The sequence below is a fragment of the Aquimarina aquimarini genome, from assembly GCF_900299535.1.
In the GTDB taxonomy this organism is placed as follows: Bacteria; Bacteroidota; Bacteroidia; order Flavobacteriales; family Flavobacteriaceae; genus Aquimarina; species Aquimarina aquimarini.
Genome location: NZ_OMKE01000013.1, coordinates 108,476 through 131,062 on the forward strand (window position 1 = coordinate 108,476; position 22,587 = coordinate 131,062).

The following is a 22,587-nucleotide window of genomic DNA, read 5'->3' on the forward strand; positions in this document are numbered from 1 at the left end:
AAAGTTACAACAATAATGATACCAAGATCCAACGGAAGTTTATATACACATACCGAAAACAATATTGCAACAATAGAATTTGGTCATGATGCCAGTAATTCTTTTCCTTCTATATTACTTACTAGATTAGCGAAAGCTTTTGATGAATTATCAGAAGATCCATCTGTATATGTAATTATTTTAAAATCAGAAGGAGATCGTGCTTTTTGTGCAGGAGCTTCTTTTGATGAATTAACAGCCATATCAAACATAGAAGAAGGAAAACATTTTTTTTCAGGGTTTGCCAATGTGATCAATGCTATGCGAACATGCAAAAAACCTATTCTTGGACGTATACAAGGTAAAACTGTTGGTGGAGGAGTAGGATTAGCTTCTGCATGTGATTATTGCTTGGCTACTGAAGCTGCTTCGATAAAACTTAGTGAACTCAGTATTGGCATAGGCCCTTTTGTTATCGAGCCTGCTGTTTCGCGAAAAATAGGTCGTGCTGCTTTTGAAACATTAACATGGGATGCCTCTCAATGGAAGAATGCATATTGGGCCAAAGAAAAAGGGTTGTATGCTCGTGTTTTTGAAACCTTATCAGAATTAGATAAAGAAATACAACTATTTGCCGAAAAAATAGCTAGTTATAACCCAAAAGCAACTCAGCAAATGAAAAAAGTAAACTGGCAAGGAACAGAACATTGGCAAGAACTTCTTATAGAGAGAGCAATTATATCTGGAGAACTTGCTCTTTCTGAGTTTACTAAAAACGCATTAGAAAAATTCAAAAAATAAGAGAGCTACGGGAAACCTCATTAATTGCCGTATTATTTTTCCTACATTACATCCTTACAATTTAAAACCTATAATCATGTTAAAAAATCTTTTAAATTTAAGTAATGTTCAGCCTTTAAAAAAAGCAGAACAATCAAGTATTAATGGAGGAGCTTCTAGAAATTGTTTTCTTGATTGCAGACGAGATTATATCACTTGTTTAACAACTGGAGGCTCTAATTGTCTGGCAAGTTATAATGCGTGCAAAACTGCATGCTAAGATTTATTTATTGTGATTTACTTTTTTTAGGAATTGTATTTCACCTAACCTTATAAAAGTAATAAAGCGGGTAGAACCCGCTTTATTTTTGCTCTAATACCAAGGATATTATCAAATTCAAAATTTATTTGGTATCATTACACACTAATACCCGTTTAGTATTAATAATCTTATTTTATATAAAAAACTATGGAAATACTCAACTTTTTAGGTGGCAATGGATTATTCTTGATATTAGGAATTATTTTGATTGTGGTTTACTTTATAAATAAGAGAAAAACAAAGTAATCTTCCGTAACTTTGTCAAAAATTACAAAGTAAGCGATGAGTAAAGTTCGTATCACGAAACAATTTTCTTTTGAAACAGGTCATGCCTTATATGGATATGATGGTAAATGTAAAAATGTTCATGGGCATAGTTATAAACTAAGTGTAACCGTAATAGGAACTCCTATTACCGATACCTCTCATGTAAAACTAGGAATGGTAATCGATTTTGGCGATCTCAAAAAAATCGTAAAAGAAGATATCGAAGATGTTTTTGACCATGCCACTGTTTTTAATAAGAATACACCTCATCTTGAATTAGCAAAAATACTACAAGACAGAGGACACAATGTTATATTAGTAGATTATCAACCTACCAGTGAGAATATGATTATTGATTTTGCAAAGAAAATTAAAGCCAAATTACCTGAGAATATCAAGTTACATTCTTTGAAATTAAAAGAAACAGAGACTTCCTATGCAGAATGGTATGCCTCTGATAATATGTAAACTTACAAGAGGCTTGTTCTTTTTTATCTTTACTATATAAATTACACCTATGAACCTTCCTAAAGGGAAAAAAATATATTTTGCCAGTGATAATCACTTAGGAGCTCCAACATCTGAACAGAGTTTTCCCAGAGAACAAAAATTTGTACAATGGCTAGATGAGGTAAAAAATGATGCTGCAGCTATCTTTTTATTAGGAGATTTATTTGATTTTTGGTTTGAATATAAGACTGTAGTCCCTAAAGGATTTACCAGAACACTTGGTAAATTAGCAGAAATCACAGATGCTGGAATCCCTGTATATTATTTTGTAGGTAACCACGATTTATGGATGAATGGTTATTTTGAAGAAGAACTGAATATACCTGTATATCACAAACCTCAAGAATTTACTTTTAATGACACTACTTTTTTTATTGGTCACGGTGACGGTCTAGGGCCTGGAGACAAGGGATATAAACGAATGAAAAAAGTATTTACCAATCCAATTGCCAAGTGGTTTTTCAGATGGCTACATCCCGATTTAGGTGTGCGATTAGCACAATATCTATCTGTAAAAAACAAACTGATTTCTGGAGATGAAGATGTAACTTATTTAGGAGAAGATAATGAATGGCTGGTACAATATTGCAAAAGAAAATTAGAAAATAAGCATAGAGATTATTTTGTGTTTGGTCATAGACACCTCCCTATGGAAATACAATTAAATGAACAATCATTATACACCAACCTTGGAGATTGGATTGTACATTATACGTATGCTGTGTACGATGGTAATGAACTAAAATTAGAAAAATACACCCCTTAAATTCGTTTTCGTTTCTCGATAATTTCATCTGCAACTGTAACTCCTATCATTTCTCTAGCTACCAATTTGCTATGGTGATTAAAGAAAATTAATGAATTATCAAGTACAGCTTCAATCAAATAATAGTTTCCGTTGAAGTATGCCTTTTTTATCCTTGCTTTATTTTTAGCATCAGGATGCACTTTTATCTCATGAGGATATATCAGAATTTCACCTGTATCATCTAGGGTAGAAATCGAAGATAATTTGATTTTATTAACTTCTCCAAAGAGAGAAGCTATATAATAATCTGCAGGGTTTTTATATAAGGTGATTGTATTCTCTTTGGTAAGAATCTCTCCTTGACGAATTACTATTGTTTGATCTGCAAAAGAAAGTATATCGGTTTTGTCATGCGTAGCCGTAATACTGGTGATCTTGTTTCGTTTCAGATACCTAAATAGGTTTCTTCGCAAAGAACTACGTCTAAAGTTATCAATATTACCAAATGGTTCATCAAGCAATAATAATTCTGGTCTTTTTGCCAATGCTTTTGCTAGGGCTACTCTTTGTTTTTGACCTCCACTCAAGTTTTCTACTTTGGTATCTGCAAAACTTACCATTTCTACTATTTCTAGTAATTCATTGACTCTACCTTGTTTTAATTCGGGTTCAAAATTAGAAAGATATTGCCCTATATTTTCTGCAACACTGCGATAGGATTGTAGCTCAAAACCTTGTGATAGGTATTTCATATTCTCTTCTCCTGGTACAAGATTAAAAAGTGGACCTAATATTTTGTTACCATTCCATGAGAGTTCTCCTTGGTCTATATCCAAAAGACCATAAATAACTTTTAATAATGTGCTTTTCCCGCATCCACTAGCTCCTATAAGAGCAATATGCTGCCCTTTTTCAATAGTAAAACTAATGTTTTTTAAAACAGGAAGTGTATCATAAGCAAAGGATATGTTATCTATTTTTAGCATTACTCAAATATATTGAACTTTAACAAAAAAATCCGCTTCCTTTTCAGAAAACGGACTTTTTTATTTTATAAACCAAGGGTTTAGCTTTTTATTTCTTTTGTAGCTTTTTCTGGCAACACTTCATACCCCATATTATAGAGCACAAATCCAAACATATCTGCATATTGTTCGATAATTTTACTCACTGGCGTTCCTGCACCATGACCAGCATTCGTTTCGATTCTGATCAAAGTAGGGTTATCTCCTGATTGTTTTGCCTGTAACTCTGCCGCAAATTTAAACGAGTGTGCTGGTACTACACGATCATCATGATCTCCTGTAGTAACCATAGTTGCAGGATATTGTACTCCTTTTTTTACATTATGTACAGGAGAATATCCTTTTAGGTACTCAAACATCTCTTTACTATCTGCAGAGGTACCATAATCATACGCCCACCCTTCTCCTGAGGTAAACGTGTGATAACGCAACATATCTAGCACTCCTACCGCAGGCAATGCTACTTTCATAAGGTCTGGTCTTTGCGTCATGGTAGCACCTACCAATAATCCCCCATTAGAACCTCCGCGAACCGCTAGATAATCACTAGATGTATATTTATTGTCTATTAGGTATTCTGCTGCTGCTATAAAATCATCAAACACATTTTGTTTTTGCATTTTTGTACCTGCATCATGCCACTTTTTACCATATTCACCACCACCTCTCAGGTTTGGTACTGCATAGACTCCTCCTTGCTCCATCCATACAACATTTGCAATATTAAATGCAGGGGTAAGACTTATATTAAATCCTCCGTAACCATATAAAATAGTTGGATTCTTACCCGTAAGCTCAATTCCTTTTTTATGAGTAATAATCATAGGTACTTTTGTACCATCTTTTGAAGTATAAAAAACTTGCTTGCTTTCGTAGTTGTCTGGATTAAAATCTATTGCAGGCTTACGATATACTTCAGAAGTTCCATCTGCAATAGTATATTTATAAATACTATTTGGTGTTTTGTAATTGGTAAAAGAATAGTATAGTTCTTTTTCTTCTTTTTTTGCACCAAATCCATTAGCACTTCCTACACCAGGTAATTCTACTTCTCGAATTAATTTTCCGTCATAATCATATTGTAGTACCTTGGATACAGCATCCACCATATACCCAGCAAAAAAATATCCTCCTCCTGTATTAGGGCTAAGCACATTTTTTGTTTCAGGAATAAAATCTTTCCAGTTTTCTGGTGTTGGATTAGATGCATCTACGGTAACAATTCTTTTATTAGGGGCATCCAGATTGGTAACCAGATACAATGTAGTTCCTACATTTTCTATAACATAGGTGTCATTATCTGTATTCTCCATAATAGTAACTAATTTACTATATGGTTTTGTAAGGTCTTTTATAAACAATTTATTTCCTGATGTAGAAATACTTGCAGATATAATAAGGTACATATCATCTTCTGTAACACTGGCACTTACATATCGGTGTTTTTCTTCTTCTGTTCCTCCATAAATCAAAGCATCCTCTTTTTGAGAGGTTCCCAACTTGTGATAATATACTTTATGCTGATCTGTTTTGGCAGATAGCTCACTCCCTTTTGGCTTATCATAACTAGAGTAATAAAACCCTTCGTTTCCTTTCCAAGAAATTCCAGAAAACTTAACATCGATAATTGTGTCTTCTATAATTTCTTTGGTTTCTGCATTCTTGATAATTATCTTACGCCAATCACTCCCTCCTTCAGAAATAGCATAGGCTACCAATTTACCGTTTTTAGAAAAATTGATTCCTCCTAATGAGGTTGTACCATCTTTGCTAAATGTATTTGGGTCTAGAAATATCTCTGGTTCGTCTCCTTCGTTTTTATAACGGTAGAGAACATTTTGGTCTTGCAATCCATTATTTTTAGAAAAATAGGTGTAACCTCCTTCTTTGAATGGAGCTCCTACTTTTTCATAATTCCAGAGGTTAGATAAACGATCTTTTAGTTCTTTTCTGAATGGAATTTTTTCTAGGTAACCAAATGTAGTTTTGTTTTGTGCTGCTACCCAATTTCCAGTTTCCTCACTTCTATCATCTTCAAGCCAACGATATGGGTCTTTTATTTCAGTGCCAAAATACGTATTTACTGTATCCACTGTTTTGGTTTCAGGATAATTCAATGTCGTAGTAGTTTTATTCGGTTCTTCCTTAGTTTGGTTCTTGCATGCCATCATTAATACAGTGATGGATACTAGAAAAAGTGCTTTTTTCATGATATAATACATTAGTATAGTGCACAAATCTATCAAAAGAAGTTGCTATAAATGCTAAAGAAAATATAAAAAAAGACTGCCCAATGAATTATCCTATATAGAAAGGGTAGGATTTCTTACATATTGCTTTGGGGTATAGCATTATGTTGAAGATATACATCGAGCAGTCAGAATCTTTTGTAAGAAACAAAAAAAAATGATTTTAAAAAAGCGGTTTATAAGTATTCCAATGTTTAATAATCAACAATGCGTTTACAAAGAAAACAAATGCTCCTGGGCCAATATTTATGGGATCTAGCGTAACATGAAACAAAATAATATTTATAGATATAGGAGCTAATACTACCAATGCAAAAGGAATCGCTTTATTCACAAGTAGCAAAAGCCCTACAATTACCTCGATAATTCCTACTGTTTTTAAAACATAACTCCCTGCCAATGCTTCAAAAAACACACCTGCATCTGGGTTTACAAATTCAAAAGGGGGGATAAATCCTATAAATTTATTGCTTCCAAAAATGACTAATATGGCTCCCAATATAATACGTAAAACTAAAATCAATTTATTCATTTTTACTTTTTTTAGACGTTAAACTCCTGTATTAGAAGGGCAAATACTCAAATCCTTACATAATATCAATTTGTAAATATCTTTTTTATATAAAAAATCCTTGCTATCAAATTGATAGCAAGGATGTATAATATCGTGTATAAATAGGTACTACCCTATTAATTTATTTTCTACTAGATATTCACCTATTTGTACAGCATTGGTAGCTGCTCCTTTACGCAGGTTATCAGAAACAATCCACATATTAAGTGCATTTTCTCTAGAATGATCTCTACGAATTCTACCTACAAAAACATCATTTTTGCCTTCTGCATAGATAGGCATAGGATATGTATTGGTATCTGGATTATCCTGTACAGTAACTCCTGATGTATCATTGAGAAGTTGTCTTATCTCATTTTCATTAAACTCTTGGTCAAATTCTAAATTTACACTCTCACTATGTCCTCCTACTACTGGAATACGAATAGCAGTTGCTGTTACTGCCACCGTGCGATCATCAAGGATTTTTTGAGTTTCGTTTACCAGCTTCATTTCTTCTTTGGTATATCCGTTTTCCTGAAATACGTCACAATGAGGAATTGCATTACGATGAATAGGGTATGGATATGCCATTTCTCCTTTTTCTCCAGCATATTCATTTTCTAATTGCTGTACTGCTTTTACACCTGTACCTGTAATAGACTGATATGTAGAAACTACTGCTCTCTTTATTTTATATTTATTATGTAATGGTCCTAAAGCCATTACTAATTGAATCGTAGAACAGTTAGGGTTTGCAATAATTTTATCTGCTGCTGTTAAATCTTTAGCATTAATTTCTGGAACTACTAATTTTTTTGTAGCATCCATTCGCCATGCAGATGAATTATCTATTACGGTAATCCCTGCTTCTGCAAATTTTGGTGCCCACTCTAAAGAAGTACTTCCTCCTGCAGAGAATAAAGCTAAATCAGGTTGCATTTCTACTGCTGTAGAAAGACCAACTACAGAAAACTCTTTGCCTTTGTATGAAATCTTTTTTCCTATAGATCGCTCTGATGCTACAGGGATTAATTCTGTTACTGGGAAATTTCTTTCCTCTAATACTTTTAACATAACGGTTCCTACCAGACCGGTAGCACCTACTACAGCTACTTTCATCAGTTTATATTTATTTTCTTTCGCAAATGGCGAAGGTCATGAACTATTTTTTAACACTATACAAATTTGAGAAATATTTCCTAGACAACAAGCACTTATATCAAAAGTATAGAAATTTGCTTTAATTGTTATATATATAACAATTTGTAAAAAAGAACCGCCCAAATATGAGCGGTTTATTGATTCATAGATATGTAGTATAGCGGTAGCTATAAGTAATTCGTTATCTAAGTTGAGAATTTATTATTTTTTCAATAAATCTCGTATTTCTGCCAATAACTCTTCTTGAGTTGGTCCTGCAGGTGGTGCGGGAGCTGCCTCTTCTTCTTTTTTCTTTGTGTTTTCATATGCTTTGAGCACTACAAAAATAAACAGACCTACAATTATAAAGTTAATTATTGCTTGTATCAAGTTACCATAAGTCATAACGGCTGCACCAGCCTCTTTGGCAGCGGCAAGGGTCGCGTACTCACCTCCATCGAGGGATATAAATTTTTGAGTAAAATCTGTTCCTCCTGTAATTACTCCTACAATAGGCATGATGATATCTGCAACAGCAGAACCAACAATTTTATTAAATGCTCCTCCTATTACTACCGCAGTAGCTAATGAAACAATGTCTCCTTTCAAAAGGAACGATTTAAAATCTTTAAAAAACCCCATAATATTTATATTTAGATAGTTAGAATAAACTAATTTAACAAAAATTTAAATAAACTATAGAAGCAATGTTATTTCTTACTAGTAGTTTTTCGATAAAAATCAATTATCATCGATAACAATACGTTTGACTCGTGTAGAGATTGCTGTAAGCAATTCATATGAGATTGTTCCTACATTTTCTGCAACCTGTGCAGCACTAGAATTTGCATCAAAAACAATGACCTCATCTCCTTCTTTACAATCAATATGTGTAATGTCTACCATAATCATATCCATACATACATTACCAAGGATATAGGCCCTTTGATTATGTATCATAACAAATCCTTTTTGATTACCATATTGTCTACTGATTCCATCAGCATGACCAATTGGTATGGTGGCTGTTTTGGTATATTCAGATGCTATAAAGGCTCTATTATATCCTAATGATGCTCCTGTTTCTAATTCATGAATTTGTGAAATTATTGATTTTAAAGACATAATAGGTACTAACTCCTTATCATATTTTGCATCATTACCAAACCCATATAATCCTATACCAGTACGAACCATATCAAAATGTGCCTCGGGATAATTAAGAATTCCTGATGTATTGGATTGATGTAACAATGGAGTATACCCCAATATATCAATCATTTTATCTGATATTTTTTTAAAAGTATTGATCTGCTCAGTAGTAAACTCTTTTTCTGAGCTATCTTCACTTGCCGCAAGATGAGAAAGAAGTGTCGTTACCTCAACAACCTCTGTGTTATTAAGATCCTTTACCAACGCATCTATTTGATCTTCAACAAATCCGATTCTGTTTAATCCTGTATTAAACTTGATATGAACAGGGTACTTTTTTTTATCTAATCGAGTCGCTGTTTCTATAAATTCTTTGACTACTCGTATACTATACAGACTGGGTTCTAATTGATATTCAATTAATTTTTGAAAGTTTACAGGCTGTGGATGCAATACTAAAATTGGTTTTTTTATCCCTGATTTTCTTAATACAATCCCCTCAGACACATAGGCTACTGCAAAATAATCTGCTCCTATCTTTTCTAAATGTTTGGCTATTACAGATGCATCACTACCATACCCAGAGGCTTTTACTACTGCCAGCATTTTTGTAGTAGGACTTACCTTACTTTTGAGATACTTAAAGTTATGTGTGAGATGACCTAAATTGATTTCAAGAACGGTTTCTTTTACGCTACTCATCAGATTTTTTATCTTTTTTAGATATTTCTTTAGGGTCTTTAACCTCCATTTTTTTTACTTTTTCTTTGAGCATCGCTTTATAATATGCTCCTCTACTCAAAGGTTCATATTCTTCTGTTTCTCCTAATACTACCAGATCATCTTTTTGTGATTTTCTATAACTAAACTGGGCAAGATTTCCCGTTCTGGTACAGACTGCATGTACTTTGGTTACGTATTCTGCTGTAGCCATTAGAGCAGGCATAGGACCAAAAGGGTTTCCTTTGAAATCCATATCCAATCCAGCAACTATTACTCTAATTCCTTTATTAGCCAAATCATTACAAACCGCTATAATTTCATCATCAAAAAATTGAGCTTCATCAATACCAACTACATCACAGGTGTCTGCAAGAATTCTAATATTGGCGGCTGCAGGAACAGGAGTAGAACGAATCTCATTGGCATCATGAGAAACTACCATCTCATCATCATATCTGATATCGATAGCTGGTTTAAAAATCTCAACTTTTTGTTTTGCAAATTGCGCGCGTTTTAATCTGCGAATCAATTCTTCGGTTTTACCCGAAAACATCGAACCACAGATTACTTCTATCCACCCAAATTGCTCTTTATGATTTACTGTATTTTCAAGAAACATTTTGTATTTTTCAGCTTCAATTAAAGAAATCCCTTCTCCTTACTCTAAAGATGAGGCAAATTTATTAAAAAACAAAAAGCAGTATTAGAAACGAATAAGAAAGTTATGAAGAAGAAATTGGAAGCGGAACTTATAAGTATTGCACACAGAATACTAAAACTTAAGAACAAATCTACATTACCCCAATTACAAGAAGAAACTAGGCAACTCTATGAGAAATTAACTATTCTCAATTTCACCGAAACTCATTTTGCTGGACCTCAACCTACCATTGGTCAGATTAAAAATGTGTTAGACACAGAAGAATCAAATGAACCAAAACTACTTGATCAGGAAACATCAAAAGAAGTAAAAGAGGTACCTCAAAAAGTAAAAGAGGTCATTGACCCCACACCGCCTACTTCTATAAAAGAAAAAGAAGAAGAAAAGCCTAAACAAACTAATGTACCACCAATAGATAGTGACCCAATAGAAAAGAGTGCTATTAATAAAGATAGTAAACCAGAAATTATTATCGAAGAGATCAATGCCAGAGTAACCGAAGATCTTTTTGTACCTGCAAATACAGTAGAAAAACCTACATCTTTTACAGAGTCAATACTATCTCAATCGGTATATGAAAAAAATGATAAAGACGATATTACTCCTACAAATCAGGATATCGCTATTCAAAATATAGAAAACGATAATCGACCAAAATCTCTTAATGATCAATTAAGAAGAGAAATTCATATTGGCTTAAATGATCGCTTGGCTTTTATAAAATATCTTTTTGAAGGTAGTTCCTCTGATTATAATAGGGTACTTTCTCAATTAAATACGCTAAGAAGTAAAAATGAAGCAAAAGAGTTTATTACTACCATGATAAAACCTGATTATCATAATTGGGATGGCAAAGAGGAGTATGAAGAGCGTTTTATGGGTATTGTTTTAGGCAAATTTGAAGATTAGATTCGTAAGGTTGCTTAATAAAAAAAGACTGTAATCCAGTATATTTATTTATAATGATGAATCTCTAAATCATACTACTAAAAAACAAAATAGATGAAAATTATATATTGGATCTCGACTATTGCCATCTGTATTATCATGTTATATTCTGCTCAGATGTATTTTTTTAATACTGAAATGGTACACGGTTTTTTTAAGAGCTTTAATTATCCTACTTATATTGTAATTCCATTGGCTATTGCCAAAGTACTAGGGGTAATAGCTATTCTTACCAATAAAATAAAATGGATCAAAGAATGGGCATATGCTGGTTTTTTCTTTGACTTGATATTAGCTATCTTAGCACACTATTATGCAGGACATCCTCTAGGATTATCTGCATATGCAATTATAATTCTTATTGTATCGTATACAATTGGTAAAAAAATAAGGCCTTAATGTCAAAATTATATCTGGTACCTACACCAATTGGTAATCTCGAAGACATGACTTTTAGAGCGATAAAAGTTCTGGAAGCTGCTGATTTAATCCTTGCCGAAGATACCCGAACTAGTGGTAAATTATTAAAACATTATGAGATTACTACTCCTATGCAAAGCCATCATATGCATAATGAGCATAAAACAGTAGATCGCATTATTCAAAAATTACAAGCAGGAGAGACTATTGCGTTGATAAGTGATGCAGGTACTCCTGCAATAAGCGACCCTGGTTTTTTACTTACCAGAGCTTGTGTAGCGCATAAAATAGAAGTAGAATGCCTGCCAGGAGCAACTGCCTTTGTACCTGCTTTGGTAAATAGCGGCTTGCCCAATGATAGATTTGTTTTTGAAGGTTTTTTACCTGTAAAAAAAGGAAGACAAACAAGATTACAGCTTTTATCTGATGAACCAAGGACTCTAATTTTTTATGAATCTCCTCATAAATTAATCAAAACCTTAAAAGATTTTGCAACCTATTTTGGTTCTCACAGACTTGTCTCTGTATCAAGAGAGCTGAGTAAGCTTCATGAAGAAACCATAAGAGGTACTGCACAAGAAGTAATAGAACATTTTGAAAATAAAGCTCCAAAAGGAGAAATCGTGATTATTGTTGGAGGTAAAAAACAATAATCCCAAAAGTACAATAAACATCTAATTTTTTAATAAGTAGACACCAATGACACTTGTAGCATTTATTGATACCCTTAAAAAAGACCCTAAATCTGTTTCATTTCAAGAAGTAATAGCCATTATAGATACTCATTACAATTTTGAACCTTCAGCATTTACTAATGGAGCTATAAAAAATAAGGCTGGCGAAAACTCAGGTTCTTGTAAGGTCTTTTCTTTTGCAAAATTACATCAGCTCAACAAAGAAGAAACCTTATCCTGCTTTGGCAAGTATTATATAGATGTTCTGCAAACCCCAGAAGGTAATGACCATCAAAATATCCGTAACTTTATAAAATCTGGATGGGAAGGTATTTCTTTTGAAAACGAAGCATTGATCAAAAAGTAACAAAACTATCTATAATTTTAGAGTGCATTATTTCGTTCTATCAAAATATATCATACCTTTTATCAAGAAGTGACTTAAACTAAAAAAAGGAGTGCAACAAAAATCAATATTTACAATTATTGGCATTAGTATACTCGTTTTCTTAGTATGGCAATTACCTTACTTTGGAATTATACAATATCCTCTCTTACTATTAGGAACTTGGTTTCATGAAATGGGCCATGGATTAACCGCATTATTAATAGGAGGGAACTTTATCTCTCTCGAAATATTTGAAAACGCAGGAGGTGTCGCATACTCTGATATTTCATCCAGTTACTTATCTTATAATATTGCCAGAAGTGTCACTGCTGCTGGAGGGTTATTGGGCCCCGTAATTTCTGGAGCAATACTCATCGCCTCTGCCAGAAATAAAGTAAGTGCTAAAATAGCAATATGGTTGCTCATCATCATCATGGTTATATCTCTATGCTTATGGATCGATTCATTATTAGCATTAGTTCTTCTAAGTATATTTGCTGTAATCCTATTTTTTATTGCTATTATAAAAAACCGAGGGCTTGAAACTTTTACTTTACTGTTTTTAGGGACTCAATGTGTATTAAGTACCTATATGCAAATAGGATATTTATTTACCAAACAATTTGAACGAGACGGAAAAATCCATTATTCTGACACTCAAGTGATGGCAACTCATCTTCCTGGTACGTATTGGATGTGGGCTATACTTATTTTATTGATCACTATCTATCTCCTCTATAAAAGCTACCGATACTATCTAAAAAAATAATCCCATTTTATAAATCTAAGTTCTATACAAAAATGTTTGATTTTCTATAAAGTTTATTATGTCTTTTCACACTAATTCTGGAGTGAGTATACATATTCCTTCTGTTTCACAATCCTTACTTTTTTTGTCTATAGAGTAAATCCCTCCGTAGTAAAATGAATTTGATGAGGCTCCTCCTACATATCCCCCTTTAATTTGTAGTCTTGTAGCACCTACAGTCTCTTGATTTTTTATACTGTTTTTTATCCCCCTAGAATTTATAACAACTTCTTCTTTCTCCTTATCATAACTATTGATTATCAAATCTTTATTACTTTCATTAATAACGACTTGCAAAATATTCTTTTGATGTATAAAAACTAACCACACTAATAATGTAGCCAATGCTATTCCTGCAATAGCTATAATCACACTCATTCCTACTCTTCTAATACTAGTAACCATAGCATGCTTCACAGAATATCCGTTTTTCCACTCTTGCCACGTAAAATGTCCTGCTTTTGCTCCTAATGCAACCAACCCTCCTGACAATAATTTATCTGCAAACACATCTATAGAAATGCTTTGAGTCATTTGCTCAAAACATCTGGTCAACCTCATAAGATACCTAGTCACTTCTTTTCCTTGGTAGTTTTTTATACTAGGTAAATCTCTGGGATTAAACAACCAATTCGGTTCTGTTTTGGCGGTAACAAGAGTCTCTATCAAAGAGATATCATTCCTTTTATCTGGTCCAAAATCTTCTTCCAAAAAATTTAACTTATTCGTGCGAAACTCAATAAGAGTATCTTTTACAATATGCCTTTTGAATTCTTGCAGTTTATTAAAATTAGGAGATGTTTCTGCAGTTATCAATGCATACAAATCGATACCTACACGGTAACTTATATCATTTAATATATCCTTTGCCAGACCATGAGGAGATATCTCCTCTAGCTCTTCTATTAGTTTCATGTTGTTTGGTTTTAAAAGTAATTCATCCTGTTTTTATTTTTTTTCAGAATGCATTTTCTATTATCCTATTAAGATACCAAATTTCATGCTCTTATAGCAACATTAAAAATACGTGGTAAATACGTGTTTTTATATGGTATTCACTGGTAAACTATTTCTATAACAATAAAGGTTTTCTTTTTTTGACTAACTTTAATATTAATTATTAACTAATAAATATAATACCCGATGGAACAAACAATCACAAAAGAAAACATCCAAATCACTGAAGAAGCTTTTATCAAGTATACCAACCTCTGGAAGAGTGCAGATGTTTTAGAGTTAACGCATCATTTTCATAAGCTCGATAAGTCTATAGGACAATATGAGCGAGTATACTATTTTGCTGTAAACGAAAAAGACATAACTCGTTTTAATGCTATAGAACAAATCAAAACTTTTAAAATCTATATGGCATTAAAAGAAGGGCATAAAGAAAGTTTTACATTTTTTCCCATTTTTGAGGTTGTCGATACTTCTAACAAGAAATATTATTTTGAACTTGTAGCTTATCAAAAACCAAAAAAAGGAGCACAAAAAGACGAGACTGTACGATTAGGGTCTGAAATCGTTCCCGCTATTTTTAAAGATATGATTTCTGAAAATTGGCAAAAAGTAGAAATGAGTCTCATAGATGATTTATTTACTGTAAAAACAGCAGAAAAACCTATGGAGAGAGTATTATTCTATAGTGTAACACCAGATTTGATCAACCCGTATTTACCTGGTAACGTAAAAGAATTAAAACTCTATCCTGGATTGGATATGAATAAGTTTCAATACAAAGACATGATCTCTTTTACACCCGTAATAGGACTTACTCCAAAATTACCTATAGAAAACAATTTATACAGAATGGGTATACTAGAATCTGACGGTAATGAGGTTTTTATTGAATATTCAAGACCATGTCCACCAACTTGTGCTGGAGGAGGAGGAGAATAATCTATCTAATCAAAAACTAATGAGTGAAGAACTTTTTAATATTTTAAGTTTGATTTCTTCTTTTATAGTAATCATTCCTTTATCACTATCTATTTTTAGATTTAAATCATTAAATAAAATACAGATTAAACTGATATATCTATTATTAGGAATATTGATTGTAGAATGTATATCAAATATACTCTGGTATCAAAAAATAAACAATTTACCGATATATCATTTTTTTACAGTTCTTCAGTTTTTATTGATTATTAACATTTATAGAGAAGTATTGTCATATATATATTCAAAATCTTTCTTTACTAGTATAGGCATTTGTTTTATCGTATTTGCTGTCATTAATACTTTGTTCTTACAGAACTTATATACTTTTAATTCTAACACAACAACAGTTTTAGGAGTATTAGTAGTCTTTTTTGCATTAAGTTATTTTTATGTACTGCTTAAAGAGGCAAAATACAGCCCTCTAGAAAACAATCCTATGTTTTGGATCAATTCTGGGTTTTTAATCTACTTTTCCAGTAACTTAATTTTGTTTTTTATGAACAATACCCTCTTTAAAGGAATAACTCAAGCCAGTTATTCCCTTTGGGGCTTACATGCTATTGTCAATATTGTATTAATGATCTTTTATACCGTTGCCATAGCTGTAAAACCCGATAAACAATTTTAATTTCTATTACTCATAAACATAACACTTGTCTCAACCCTATCTCTCCCCCAAGAGAAGAAGCTAAAAAAAGCCCTTCCTATAAAGGGAAGGGTTTAGGGGTAAGTGTTTTTTTTAAATCATAAATACCTGTAAATCAATTGTATTTTATTGTAATTATTGTTAAATTATATTTTATATGAATCTATCATAACAGGCATTTTTTCTCTTTTTTGAGCTATATTTATATAAACTTTTAAAACCTAGAACCATGAAAATATTTCACACATATTTTATAATTCTGTCTGTAATCTTTTTTGCTTGCCAGCAAGAAGAGTCACCAGACGAACCAGAACAAAAACAACATACTCTTAATTGGAAAACGGCAACTCCTAAAAAAGCCTTTGGTACTCCAGAAAATGGATTTAATATCCCTAGAAAAGCGCTAGAAGAAGCGCTAAAACTACCAAATGTATCAACCGTTCGTTTTATTTTAGAAATAGAAAACAAGCAACTACAAATACGGGTAGTAGGCACAAACCCAAATGGTGATATCACCAAAGGAGTAGTAGCCAACTCTATTTCTATACAAGAAGTTGTAACTAAATTATTCGCCGAAAAACACAAACGTTTTGAGATCTCTGCACTTTCTAAATCGGTTGCTTCTCATATATTACAACCAGATGAAGCAGTGGATTTTGTTTCTGCCTGGCAACAAAAATGGCAAAGTAATACCCTAGAAGAAGCGATTGCTTATGATGAGCAACGTATTCAATATTTTAGTCTACCTGCAACGGTCATACTACATATGCTACAAAATAGCTCAAAGAGTGTAAACTTGGTATGGGGGGTGAACCCCAAAGGTAAATTTACTACTGTCTTTTTACCAGAATTAGGCAAAAAGCAATCTTTATTAAAATCAGGAGATTTTATCTATGAGTATTCAAGTCCTTGTCCACCTACTTGTACTGGAGGAGGAGGAGATTAATTCTACTTAATCAGAAACAATATATAAACCGCTATACTTTATAAAAAACCAACAGTAGAGTTTGGTATAGCTTTTTATTATTTCTTATACTATTTGTTTTATGGGTGAACCTGAAGAAGCGATTGCGTTAAAGATTATAATCATTGGTATGATAGTAATTTTCTTACTGTCATTATCTGTAATTATGTTTTTTATTCTATACCAACGTAGGTTATTGGCACAACAACAGAAACACCAAAAAATAGAATCTGATTATCAAAAAGAATTATTAAAAACGTCTATTGCCAGTCAAGAGGAAGAAAGAAGTAGAATTGCCAAAGAACTGCATGATGATGTAGGAGCTATGCTTACTACAACCAAGCTATATTTTGGGCAAATCACTCCAGAATTACCTCCTGACGAATTAGAAAATATAGCACATAAAACCAGCTCTTTTTTGGATGATATGATACATAGTATACGTAGCATCTCTCAGGATCTAAGACCTGTAGTATTAGAAAAACTAGGATTGATAGAAGCGGTAGAGAGTTTGAGACAAACAATAAACGACTCTGGAAAAATCAAGGTAAGCGTTAAAAACAATACGACAAAGACAATTGTCAAATCAAAAGAACTAAACTTATACCGAATAATTCAGGAGTTAATTACAAATACTCTCAAGCATGCAGACGCTTCTGCTATACAAATCAAATTAAAAAATGAAGAAGATTCACTAATTATAGTATACAAAGATAATGGCAAAGGGCTACAACAGAAAAACCTTTTGCACAAAAAAGGCTTGGGACTCAAAAATATAGAAAGTAGATTATCGATCCTTTCTGGTAACATTTATTTTATGAAAGAGGATTCAGGCATGAAAGTCAAAATCGTAATCCCGGTATAATCGTATACCGTATGATATGGCTTTACTGTAGCAACTAAAAAAAACACTAAATAACATTAATCACAAAATAACCATGGAAACTATAAAGCTAGGACTGGTTGATGATCATAATTTATTTCGCGAAGGAATAAAGTCACTGTTAAAAAAAATGGAAGGTATTTCTTTGGTATTAGAAAGCGTAAGCGGTAAAGATCTATTGGCACAGTTGAATAATGTGACTCCCGATATTATCCTTTTGGATCTTGAGATGGAAGACATGAATGGTGTAGACACAACACTAAAATTACAAAAACTATATCCCGATCTTAAAATCATTATTCTCACAATGCACAAAGAAGAGAGAATGATTTCTTATTTGATGGAGGTAGGTGCTAACGGATATTTACTAAAAGACACCAATCAGCATGAGTTAGAGGCCGCAATACGATCTACTTATGAAAAAGGGTTTTATTTTAATCCTTTTGTATCAAAAGCATTACTAAAAGGTCTAAAACATAAAACAACCAAACCTCCTACAATCAATAAGGATTACCATCTTACCTCAAGAGAATTAGAGGTACTAGAAGGGATTACTCAAGAATTTACTACTGCAGAAATAGCAGAACAACTTTTTCTAAGTGTACGAACTATTGAAGGTCACAGAAAAAACCTTATGAATAAATTAGGGGTTAAAAATACTGCTGGATTAATCGTAAAAGCAGTGAAGGAAAAAATTATTTTGGTTTAAAACTATACACAAACACCTGTCAGAAAATCTCAAAATAAAATTTTGAAACTAGCCTGACAGGTGTTTTTATCTTTATATCAGTATTAGCTTAACCCGAACTATACGGATTTAAGTAAAAACTGGTATTACACATGTTTTCCTTTTTCCCATCCATGTTTACCAAGGTATTTTTCACCAGATGCTATTGCACCTTCTTCTACCATTGTTCCCATAGAATCGTTCCATCTATTCAGGTATCCAAATAAAGAGATTACTCCTAGCATTTCTACAATTTCGCCTTCATCCCAATATTTATATAGTTCTTGTTTGATCGTATCATCAACTGCATTAGGAACCATAGAAGCTGCTAATGAAAAATCAAGAGCTGCTCGCTCTGCATCACTAAAAGCTGGATGTGTTTTATACTCCCATATATTATCTAATTGCTCCTGCTCTGCACCATAACGCTCTGCTGCTCTTATTGCATGTGCTTGGCAATACCTGCATCCTGTAGCATTACTACTTACCCAGGCAATCATACGTTTTAAAGCAGAGGTTACTCTACCTTCATTTGCCATTACTGCTTTGTTCAGGTTTATAAATGCTTTAGAAATAGCAGGCCTTCTTTGCATTGTCAATACAGAATTTGGGCAAAACCCCAAAGTTTCATTAAAGAATTCTGCCAATTCTTTGGTTTCTGGATCGTGATCAGCAGATAACGGTGTAACTAATGCCATAATATATTTTTGAATATTTGTATATTTTTTTCTACAGCAAAATACAAAACTAATAGCAAATCAGAAACCGTCTGTATGTTTTTTGTACTTTGCTTTTTTTAACACCCAGAACAGAACTCACCCATGAGATGGAATCTACAACCGATACCCGATAGTACAAAAACACAACAGTTGGCAGAGACTCTTACTGTAGATACTACCATTGCTTCGTTACTGATACAAAGAGGAATAGAAACATTTGACCAAGCTAAAAAATTTTTCAGACCTAGCTTAGATGATTTGCATGATCCTTTTTTGATGCAGGATATGGATAAAGCTGTAGATAGAATTCAAAAGGCAATTGCTAATAAAGAAAATATAATGGTGTATGGTGATTATGATGTAGACGGTACAACATCGGTAGCATTATTATCTTCCTACTTAAAAACACTGTCCTCACAAATTGCTACTTATATCCCTGATCGATATAAAGAGGGATATGGGGTATCTTATATGGGGATCGATTATGCAGATGATAATGATATTTCTCTGATCATTGCTTTGGATTGTGGGATCAAAGCTATTGATAAAGTGGCATATGCCAAATCAAAAAACATAGATTTTATTATCTGTGATCACCATAGACCAGGTGATACAATTCCTGATGCCGTAGCGGTTTTAGATCCAAAACGAGAGGATTGTAACTACCCATACAAAGAGTTATGTGGATGTGGGGTTGGATTTAAACTTATACAGGCACTAGCTACTGGATTACACCAAACAATAAACGATCTTTTACCATATCTAGATTTGGTAGCTACTGCAATCGGAGCAGATATTGTACCTATTACTGGAGAAAATCGAGTATTGGCATATCATGGTATACAAGTTATCAATACAAACCCAAGAACTGGTTTTAAGGCAATGTTATCCAAGGTGGATAAAAAAACGCTAACGATTACTGATTTGGTATTCATTATTGCTCCTAGAATTAATGCGGCTGGTAGAATGAAGCATGGGTTACATGCGGTAAATTTACTTACCGAAAAAAATATGGATACCGCACTGCAATTTGCTGCTGAAATAGAACTTTATAATAGTACCAGAAAAGATGCAGACAAAAAAATTACTCAAGAAGCACTTACTCAAATAGTAGCTAATAATGAAGAGGATAAATATACCACAGTGGTATACAACGAGAATTGGCATAAAGGGGTTATTGGTATCGTTGCATCGAGATTAACAGAAACCTATTATCGCCCTACGCTGGTTTTTACAAAAAGTGGAACTGTTTTGGCTGCTTCTGCCCGATCTGTAAAAGGATTTGATGTGTACAATGCACTCGATGCATGTGCTGATCACATAGAACAGTTTGGTGGTCATAAATATGCGGCGGGATTAACTTTGACAGAAGAACAATATCCTTCTTTTAAACAAAAATTTGAAGAAGTAGTGTCTTCTACCATTGATAAAAAGATGTTAATTCCTGAGGTTACTATCGATGCTAAGTTAGAATTGGATCAGATTACTCCCAAATTCTATCGCATCTTAAAACAGTTTGCTCCTTTTGGTCCAGGAAATATGGCTCCTGTTTTTATGACAGAAGGGCTAAAAGATACTGGGTATGCAAAATGTGTAGGAGCCGATAAAAGTCATTTAAAATGTAAGACTCAAAAAAATGGAATTGCAATTGGTGCTATTGGTTTTAATCTGGGTTCAAAATATGATTTAATACATCAAAAACAGCTTTTTAAGTCTACATATACCATCGATGAGAATGAATGGAATGGGGAAGTCTCTCTACAATTAAAATTGAAAGATGTAAAATAAATTATTTTTATTTAGATTTATTATAAATAGTTATTATTTTTGAATTCAAATATGGATTCAGGATGAACGCTATAGATAAAATATACAGTAATGACCTAGGTATTTCTTTCTTTTGGAAACAAGAAAAACAAATTCCTACACCCAAAGTACAATTGGTGTTCAGAGACACTGGTTTTTTACTCACTTTAAATGAACTTAAAGATTTCTCTAATTCGTGTACAATTACATATGATTCTCAATGCTGTAATCAATGTAAAAACTCACAACATTGCAGATCATTATTACTACGAACACCTTCAGAAAAGATAGATCTGGCAGTAAACAGAGAAGAATTATTGCAGATACAAGAATTAATCAACGGCACTATTTTTAGAGTAGAATTACAAGATTGGGTAAAGAACCTATCTCTTAACTAAAAAGTCTATAATCTTATAAGTAATTTCTTTGGCCTTTGTTTCCTGCAAAAAATGTTTTTCATCTACAAAATGAATATCTTCTTTATTCACTTTTAATGCATTTGCAGCTCGCGTCTGTTGTGGAGGCCATTGTAACATGGTGTCATGTATTCCCCATATTACAGCCACAGGAATATCTACATTTTCAAAAACATCAGAATAATCAGGTAGTACATTACATGTTTGACTAAAGAAATAGTACATCGCATTTGTTTTACCTTCTAATAATGGAGTTTTATACCCTTCTACATCCAGCGCATTGAGGGTATTTTTTTTGAGTCCTTGATTGAATAAGTTTTTAAGCAACGTATTTGTTGTTACGCCGTTTCTATATCCCCACATTGCTGTTTTGGCAAGTCCTCCTGGTTTCATACGTACAGGGGGATAAAATCCATCTTCATAAATAATGGTATTAAGTACTATTAGGTTTTCTATTTTATCAGGTGCTTGTTTCATAAGTTCCCAGGTCCATAACCCTCCTGCATCGTGCATCACGTGTGTCCATTTTTCTATACCTAATGCTTGCATTAATTCTAATAGGCGCTTGGCATGATTCTCTGCATTATAAATCTCAAAACCTTCTGGGGAGTCACTAGAACCATATCCTAACATATCGGGCACGATTACACGATATCCATTCGACACCAAAGGTTTTATCATCTTACGATACAACCATCCAGAGGTGGGAACCCCATGCAATAATACTATTACAGGGCCCTTTCCTTTGTCTATATATTTTATTAAACCATCATCAGTAGGATATAATCTTTGATCAGATCTAAAATCTTCATAAGTAATCTGATTTTTTCTAATTTTTGTGTTTTGATAAGGTTTACACGAAAAAAGTAATATCCCTACTAAGGCTAGTATATAAAATTTCTGCATGGTATAGATGATTTATAAGGTAGCAATTTACTCAAAATCATTTTTGTATACCATTTCTCAGCAAAATTGATGTAGAAAAATAGTTTACAAAAAAAATACGGTTCTGAAAAATTACCAGAACCGTATCATACGATTTACACATAAAAATTTCGTATATAGTTTGTTTCTTTTGCACTATATCTGTGTTATAAAATTCAACAATAGCTAAGGCTATTCTTTAATTTTA

Annotated in this window: 25 protein-coding genes; 15 read left to right on the forward strand and 10 right to left on the reverse strand. The window is 32.9% G+C overall.

Annotated features, from left to right (window positions below):
* The first annotated feature begins 15 nt into the window (after positions 1 to 15).
* The 3 genes from DG508_RS08105 (at position 16) to DG508_RS08115 (ending at position 2,624) form a co-directional block, all read left to right on the forward strand.
* Positions 16 to 780: an enoyl-CoA hydratase/isomerase family protein gene (locus DG508_RS08105; RefSeq protein WP_416354244.1), complete on the forward strand. Its 765-nt coding sequence runs from the start codon at positions 16 to 18 to the stop codon at positions 778 to 780.
* Positions 781 to 1,363: 583 nt separating this feature from the next.
* Complete coding sequence (locus tag DG508_RS08110) at positions 1,364 to 1,816, forward strand: 6-pyruvoyl trahydropterin synthase family protein (protein WP_108867666.1); 453 nt, start codon at positions 1,364 to 1,366, stop codon at positions 1,814 to 1,816.
* Positions 1,817 to 1,865: 49 nt separating this feature from the next.
* The gene (locus tag DG508_RS08115) at positions 1,866 to 2,624 is read left to right on the forward strand and encodes a UDP-2,3-diacylglucosamine diphosphatase (RefSeq protein WP_108867667.1); all 759 of its coding nucleotides are present in this window, start codon (positions 1,866 to 1,868) and stop codon (positions 2,622 to 2,624) included.
* On the opposite strand, the gene DG508_RS08120 is transcribed toward DG508_RS08115, so the two are convergent.
* From DG508_RS08120 to DG508_RS08150, 7 genes are all read right to left on the reverse strand, one after another.
* Positions 2,621 to 3,592 (reverse strand): ABC transporter ATP-binding protein, encoded by a 972-nt coding sequence (locus DG508_RS08120; protein ID WP_108867668.1) that lies wholly within the window; start codon positions 3,590 to 3,592, stop codon positions 2,621 to 2,623. The two genes, DG508_RS08115 and DG508_RS08120, sit on opposite strands and share 4 nt — an antisense overlap.
* Before the next feature lie 80 nt (positions 3,593 to 3,672).
* A complete protein-coding gene (locus DG508_RS08125; RefSeq protein ID WP_108867669.1) occupies positions 3,673 to 5,841 on the reverse strand; it encodes a prolyl oligopeptidase family serine peptidase in 2,169 nt (722 codons plus the stop codon).
* Between the two features lie 202 nt (positions 5,842 to 6,043).
* Entirely contained in the window at positions 6,044 to 6,412 is a 369-nt protein-coding gene (locus tag DG508_RS08130; RefSeq protein ID WP_108867670.1) for a DoxX family membrane protein, read from the reverse strand.
* 150 nt (positions 6,413 to 6,562) lie between these two features.
* Positions 6,563 to 7,555: an aspartate-semialdehyde dehydrogenase gene (locus DG508_RS08135; protein WP_108867671.1), complete on the reverse strand. Its 993-nt coding sequence runs from the start codon at positions 7,553 to 7,555 to the stop codon at positions 6,563 to 6,565.
* A gap of 243 nt (positions 7,556 to 7,798) precedes the next feature.
* Entirely contained in the window at positions 7,799 to 8,218 is a 420-nt protein-coding gene (mscL, locus tag DG508_RS08140) for a large conductance mechanosensitive channel protein MscL (RefSeq protein WP_108867672.1), read from the reverse strand.
* Between the two features lie 99 nt (positions 8,219 to 8,317).
* Entirely contained in the window at positions 8,318 to 9,430 is a 1,113-nt protein-coding gene (gene alr, locus DG508_RS08145) for an alanine racemase (protein ID WP_108867673.1), read from the reverse strand.
* On the reverse strand, positions 9,423 to 10,070 hold the full coding sequence (locus tag DG508_RS08150) for a thymidine kinase (protein ID WP_108867674.1): 648 nt from the start codon (positions 10,068 to 10,070) through the stop codon (positions 9,423 to 9,425). The genes alr and DG508_RS08150 overlap by 8 nt, the downstream gene beginning before the upstream one ends.
* A 105-nt stretch (positions 10,071 to 10,175) precedes the next feature.
* Between DG508_RS08150 and DG508_RS08155 the strand changes: the two genes are divergently transcribed.
* The 5 genes from DG508_RS08155 (at position 10,176) to DG508_RS08175 (ending at position 13,311) form a co-directional block, all read left to right on the forward strand.
* Positions 10,176 to 11,021, forward strand: coding sequence for a hypothetical protein (locus DG508_RS08155; protein WP_108867675.1), 846 nt, complete (start codon positions 10,176 to 10,178; stop codon positions 11,019 to 11,021).
* 93 nt (positions 11,022 to 11,114) lie between these two features.
* Positions 11,115 to 11,459, forward strand: a complete 345-nt coding sequence (locus tag DG508_RS08160; RefSeq protein ID WP_108867676.1) for a DoxX family protein — start codon at positions 11,115 to 11,117, stop codon at positions 11,457 to 11,459.
* The gene (rsmI, locus tag DG508_RS08165; protein ID WP_108867677.1) at positions 11,459 to 12,133 is read left to right on the forward strand and encodes a 16S rRNA (cytidine(1402)-2'-O)-methyltransferase; all 675 of its coding nucleotides are present in this window, start codon (positions 11,459 to 11,461) and stop codon (positions 12,131 to 12,133) included. Before DG508_RS08160 ends, rsmI begins: the two co-directional genes overlap by 1 nt.
* Before the next feature lie 46 nt (positions 12,134 to 12,179).
* Positions 12,180 to 12,521: a HopJ type III effector protein gene (locus tag DG508_RS08170; protein WP_108867678.1), complete on the forward strand. Its 342-nt coding sequence runs from the start codon at positions 12,180 to 12,182 to the stop codon at positions 12,519 to 12,521.
* Positions 12,522 to 12,612: 91 nt separating this feature from the next.
* Positions 12,613 to 13,311, forward strand: a complete 699-nt coding sequence (locus tag DG508_RS08175; protein WP_108867679.1) for a M50 family metallopeptidase — start codon at positions 12,613 to 12,615, stop codon at positions 13,309 to 13,311.
* Between the two features lie 66 nt (positions 13,312 to 13,377).
* Here DG508_RS08175 and DG508_RS08180 read toward each other — a convergent pair whose 3' ends face one another.
* Positions 13,378 to 14,265, reverse strand: a complete 888-nt coding sequence (locus DG508_RS08180; protein WP_108867680.1) for a hypothetical protein — start codon at positions 14,263 to 14,265, stop codon at positions 13,378 to 13,380.
* 228 nt (positions 14,266 to 14,493) lie between these two features.
* Between DG508_RS08180 and DG508_RS08185 the strand changes: the two genes are divergently transcribed.
* The 5 genes from DG508_RS08185 to DG508_RS08205 all read left to right on the forward strand — a co-directional run bounded on the left by DG508_RS08185 (position 14,494) and on the right by DG508_RS08205 (position 18,496).
* Positions 14,494 to 15,249, forward strand: coding sequence for a hypothetical protein (locus DG508_RS08185; protein ID WP_108867681.1), 756 nt, complete (start codon positions 14,494 to 14,496; stop codon positions 15,247 to 15,249).
* Positions 15,250 to 15,268: 19 nt separating this feature from the next.
* Positions 15,269 to 15,922 carry a hypothetical protein gene (locus DG508_RS08190; RefSeq protein ID WP_108867682.1) on the forward strand — a complete coding sequence of 218 codons (654 nt, stop codon included), beginning with the start codon at positions 15,269 to 15,271 and terminating at the stop codon, positions 15,920 to 15,922.
* A 247-nt stretch (positions 15,923 to 16,169) separates the two neighbouring features.
* A complete protein-coding gene (locus tag DG508_RS08195) occupies positions 16,170 to 16,886 on the forward strand; it encodes a hypothetical protein (RefSeq protein ID WP_108867683.1) in 717 nt (238 codons plus the stop codon).
* Between the two features lie 100 nt (positions 16,887 to 16,986).
* Positions 16,987 to 17,769, forward strand: coding sequence for a sensor histidine kinase (locus tag DG508_RS08200; protein ID WP_108867684.1), 783 nt, complete (start codon positions 16,987 to 16,989; stop codon positions 17,767 to 17,769).
* A 73-nt stretch (positions 17,770 to 17,842) separates the two neighbouring features.
* Entirely contained in the window at positions 17,843 to 18,496 is a 654-nt protein-coding gene (locus tag DG508_RS08205) for a response regulator (protein ID WP_108867685.1), read from the forward strand.
* Between the two features lie 125 nt (positions 18,497 to 18,621).
* Here DG508_RS08205 and DG508_RS08210 read toward each other — a convergent pair whose 3' ends face one another.
* Positions 18,622 to 19,212, reverse strand: coding sequence for a carboxymuconolactone decarboxylase family protein (locus tag DG508_RS08210; protein WP_103864415.1), 591 nt, complete (start codon positions 19,210 to 19,212; stop codon positions 18,622 to 18,624).
* Between the two features lie 123 nt (positions 19,213 to 19,335).
* Here DG508_RS08210 and recJ point away from each other — a divergent pair, with 123 nt between their 5' ends.
* Positions 19,336 to 21,021 (forward strand): single-stranded-DNA-specific exonuclease RecJ, encoded by a 1,686-nt coding sequence (gene recJ / locus DG508_RS08215; RefSeq protein WP_108867686.1) that lies wholly within the window; start codon positions 19,336 to 19,338, stop codon positions 21,019 to 21,021.
* Between the two features lie 62 nt (positions 21,022 to 21,083).
* Complete coding sequence (locus tag DG508_RS08220) at positions 21,084 to 21,437, forward strand: hypothetical protein (RefSeq protein ID WP_103864386.1); 354 nt, start codon at positions 21,084 to 21,086, stop codon at positions 21,435 to 21,437.
* On the opposite strand, the gene DG508_RS08225 is transcribed toward DG508_RS08220, so the two are convergent.
* A complete protein-coding gene (locus DG508_RS08225; RefSeq protein ID WP_108867687.1) occupies positions 21,423 to 22,361 on the reverse strand; it encodes an alpha/beta fold hydrolase in 939 nt (312 codons plus the stop codon). The two genes, DG508_RS08220 and DG508_RS08225, sit on opposite strands and share 15 nt — an antisense overlap.
* Positions 22,362 to 22,587: the final 226 nt, after the last annotated feature.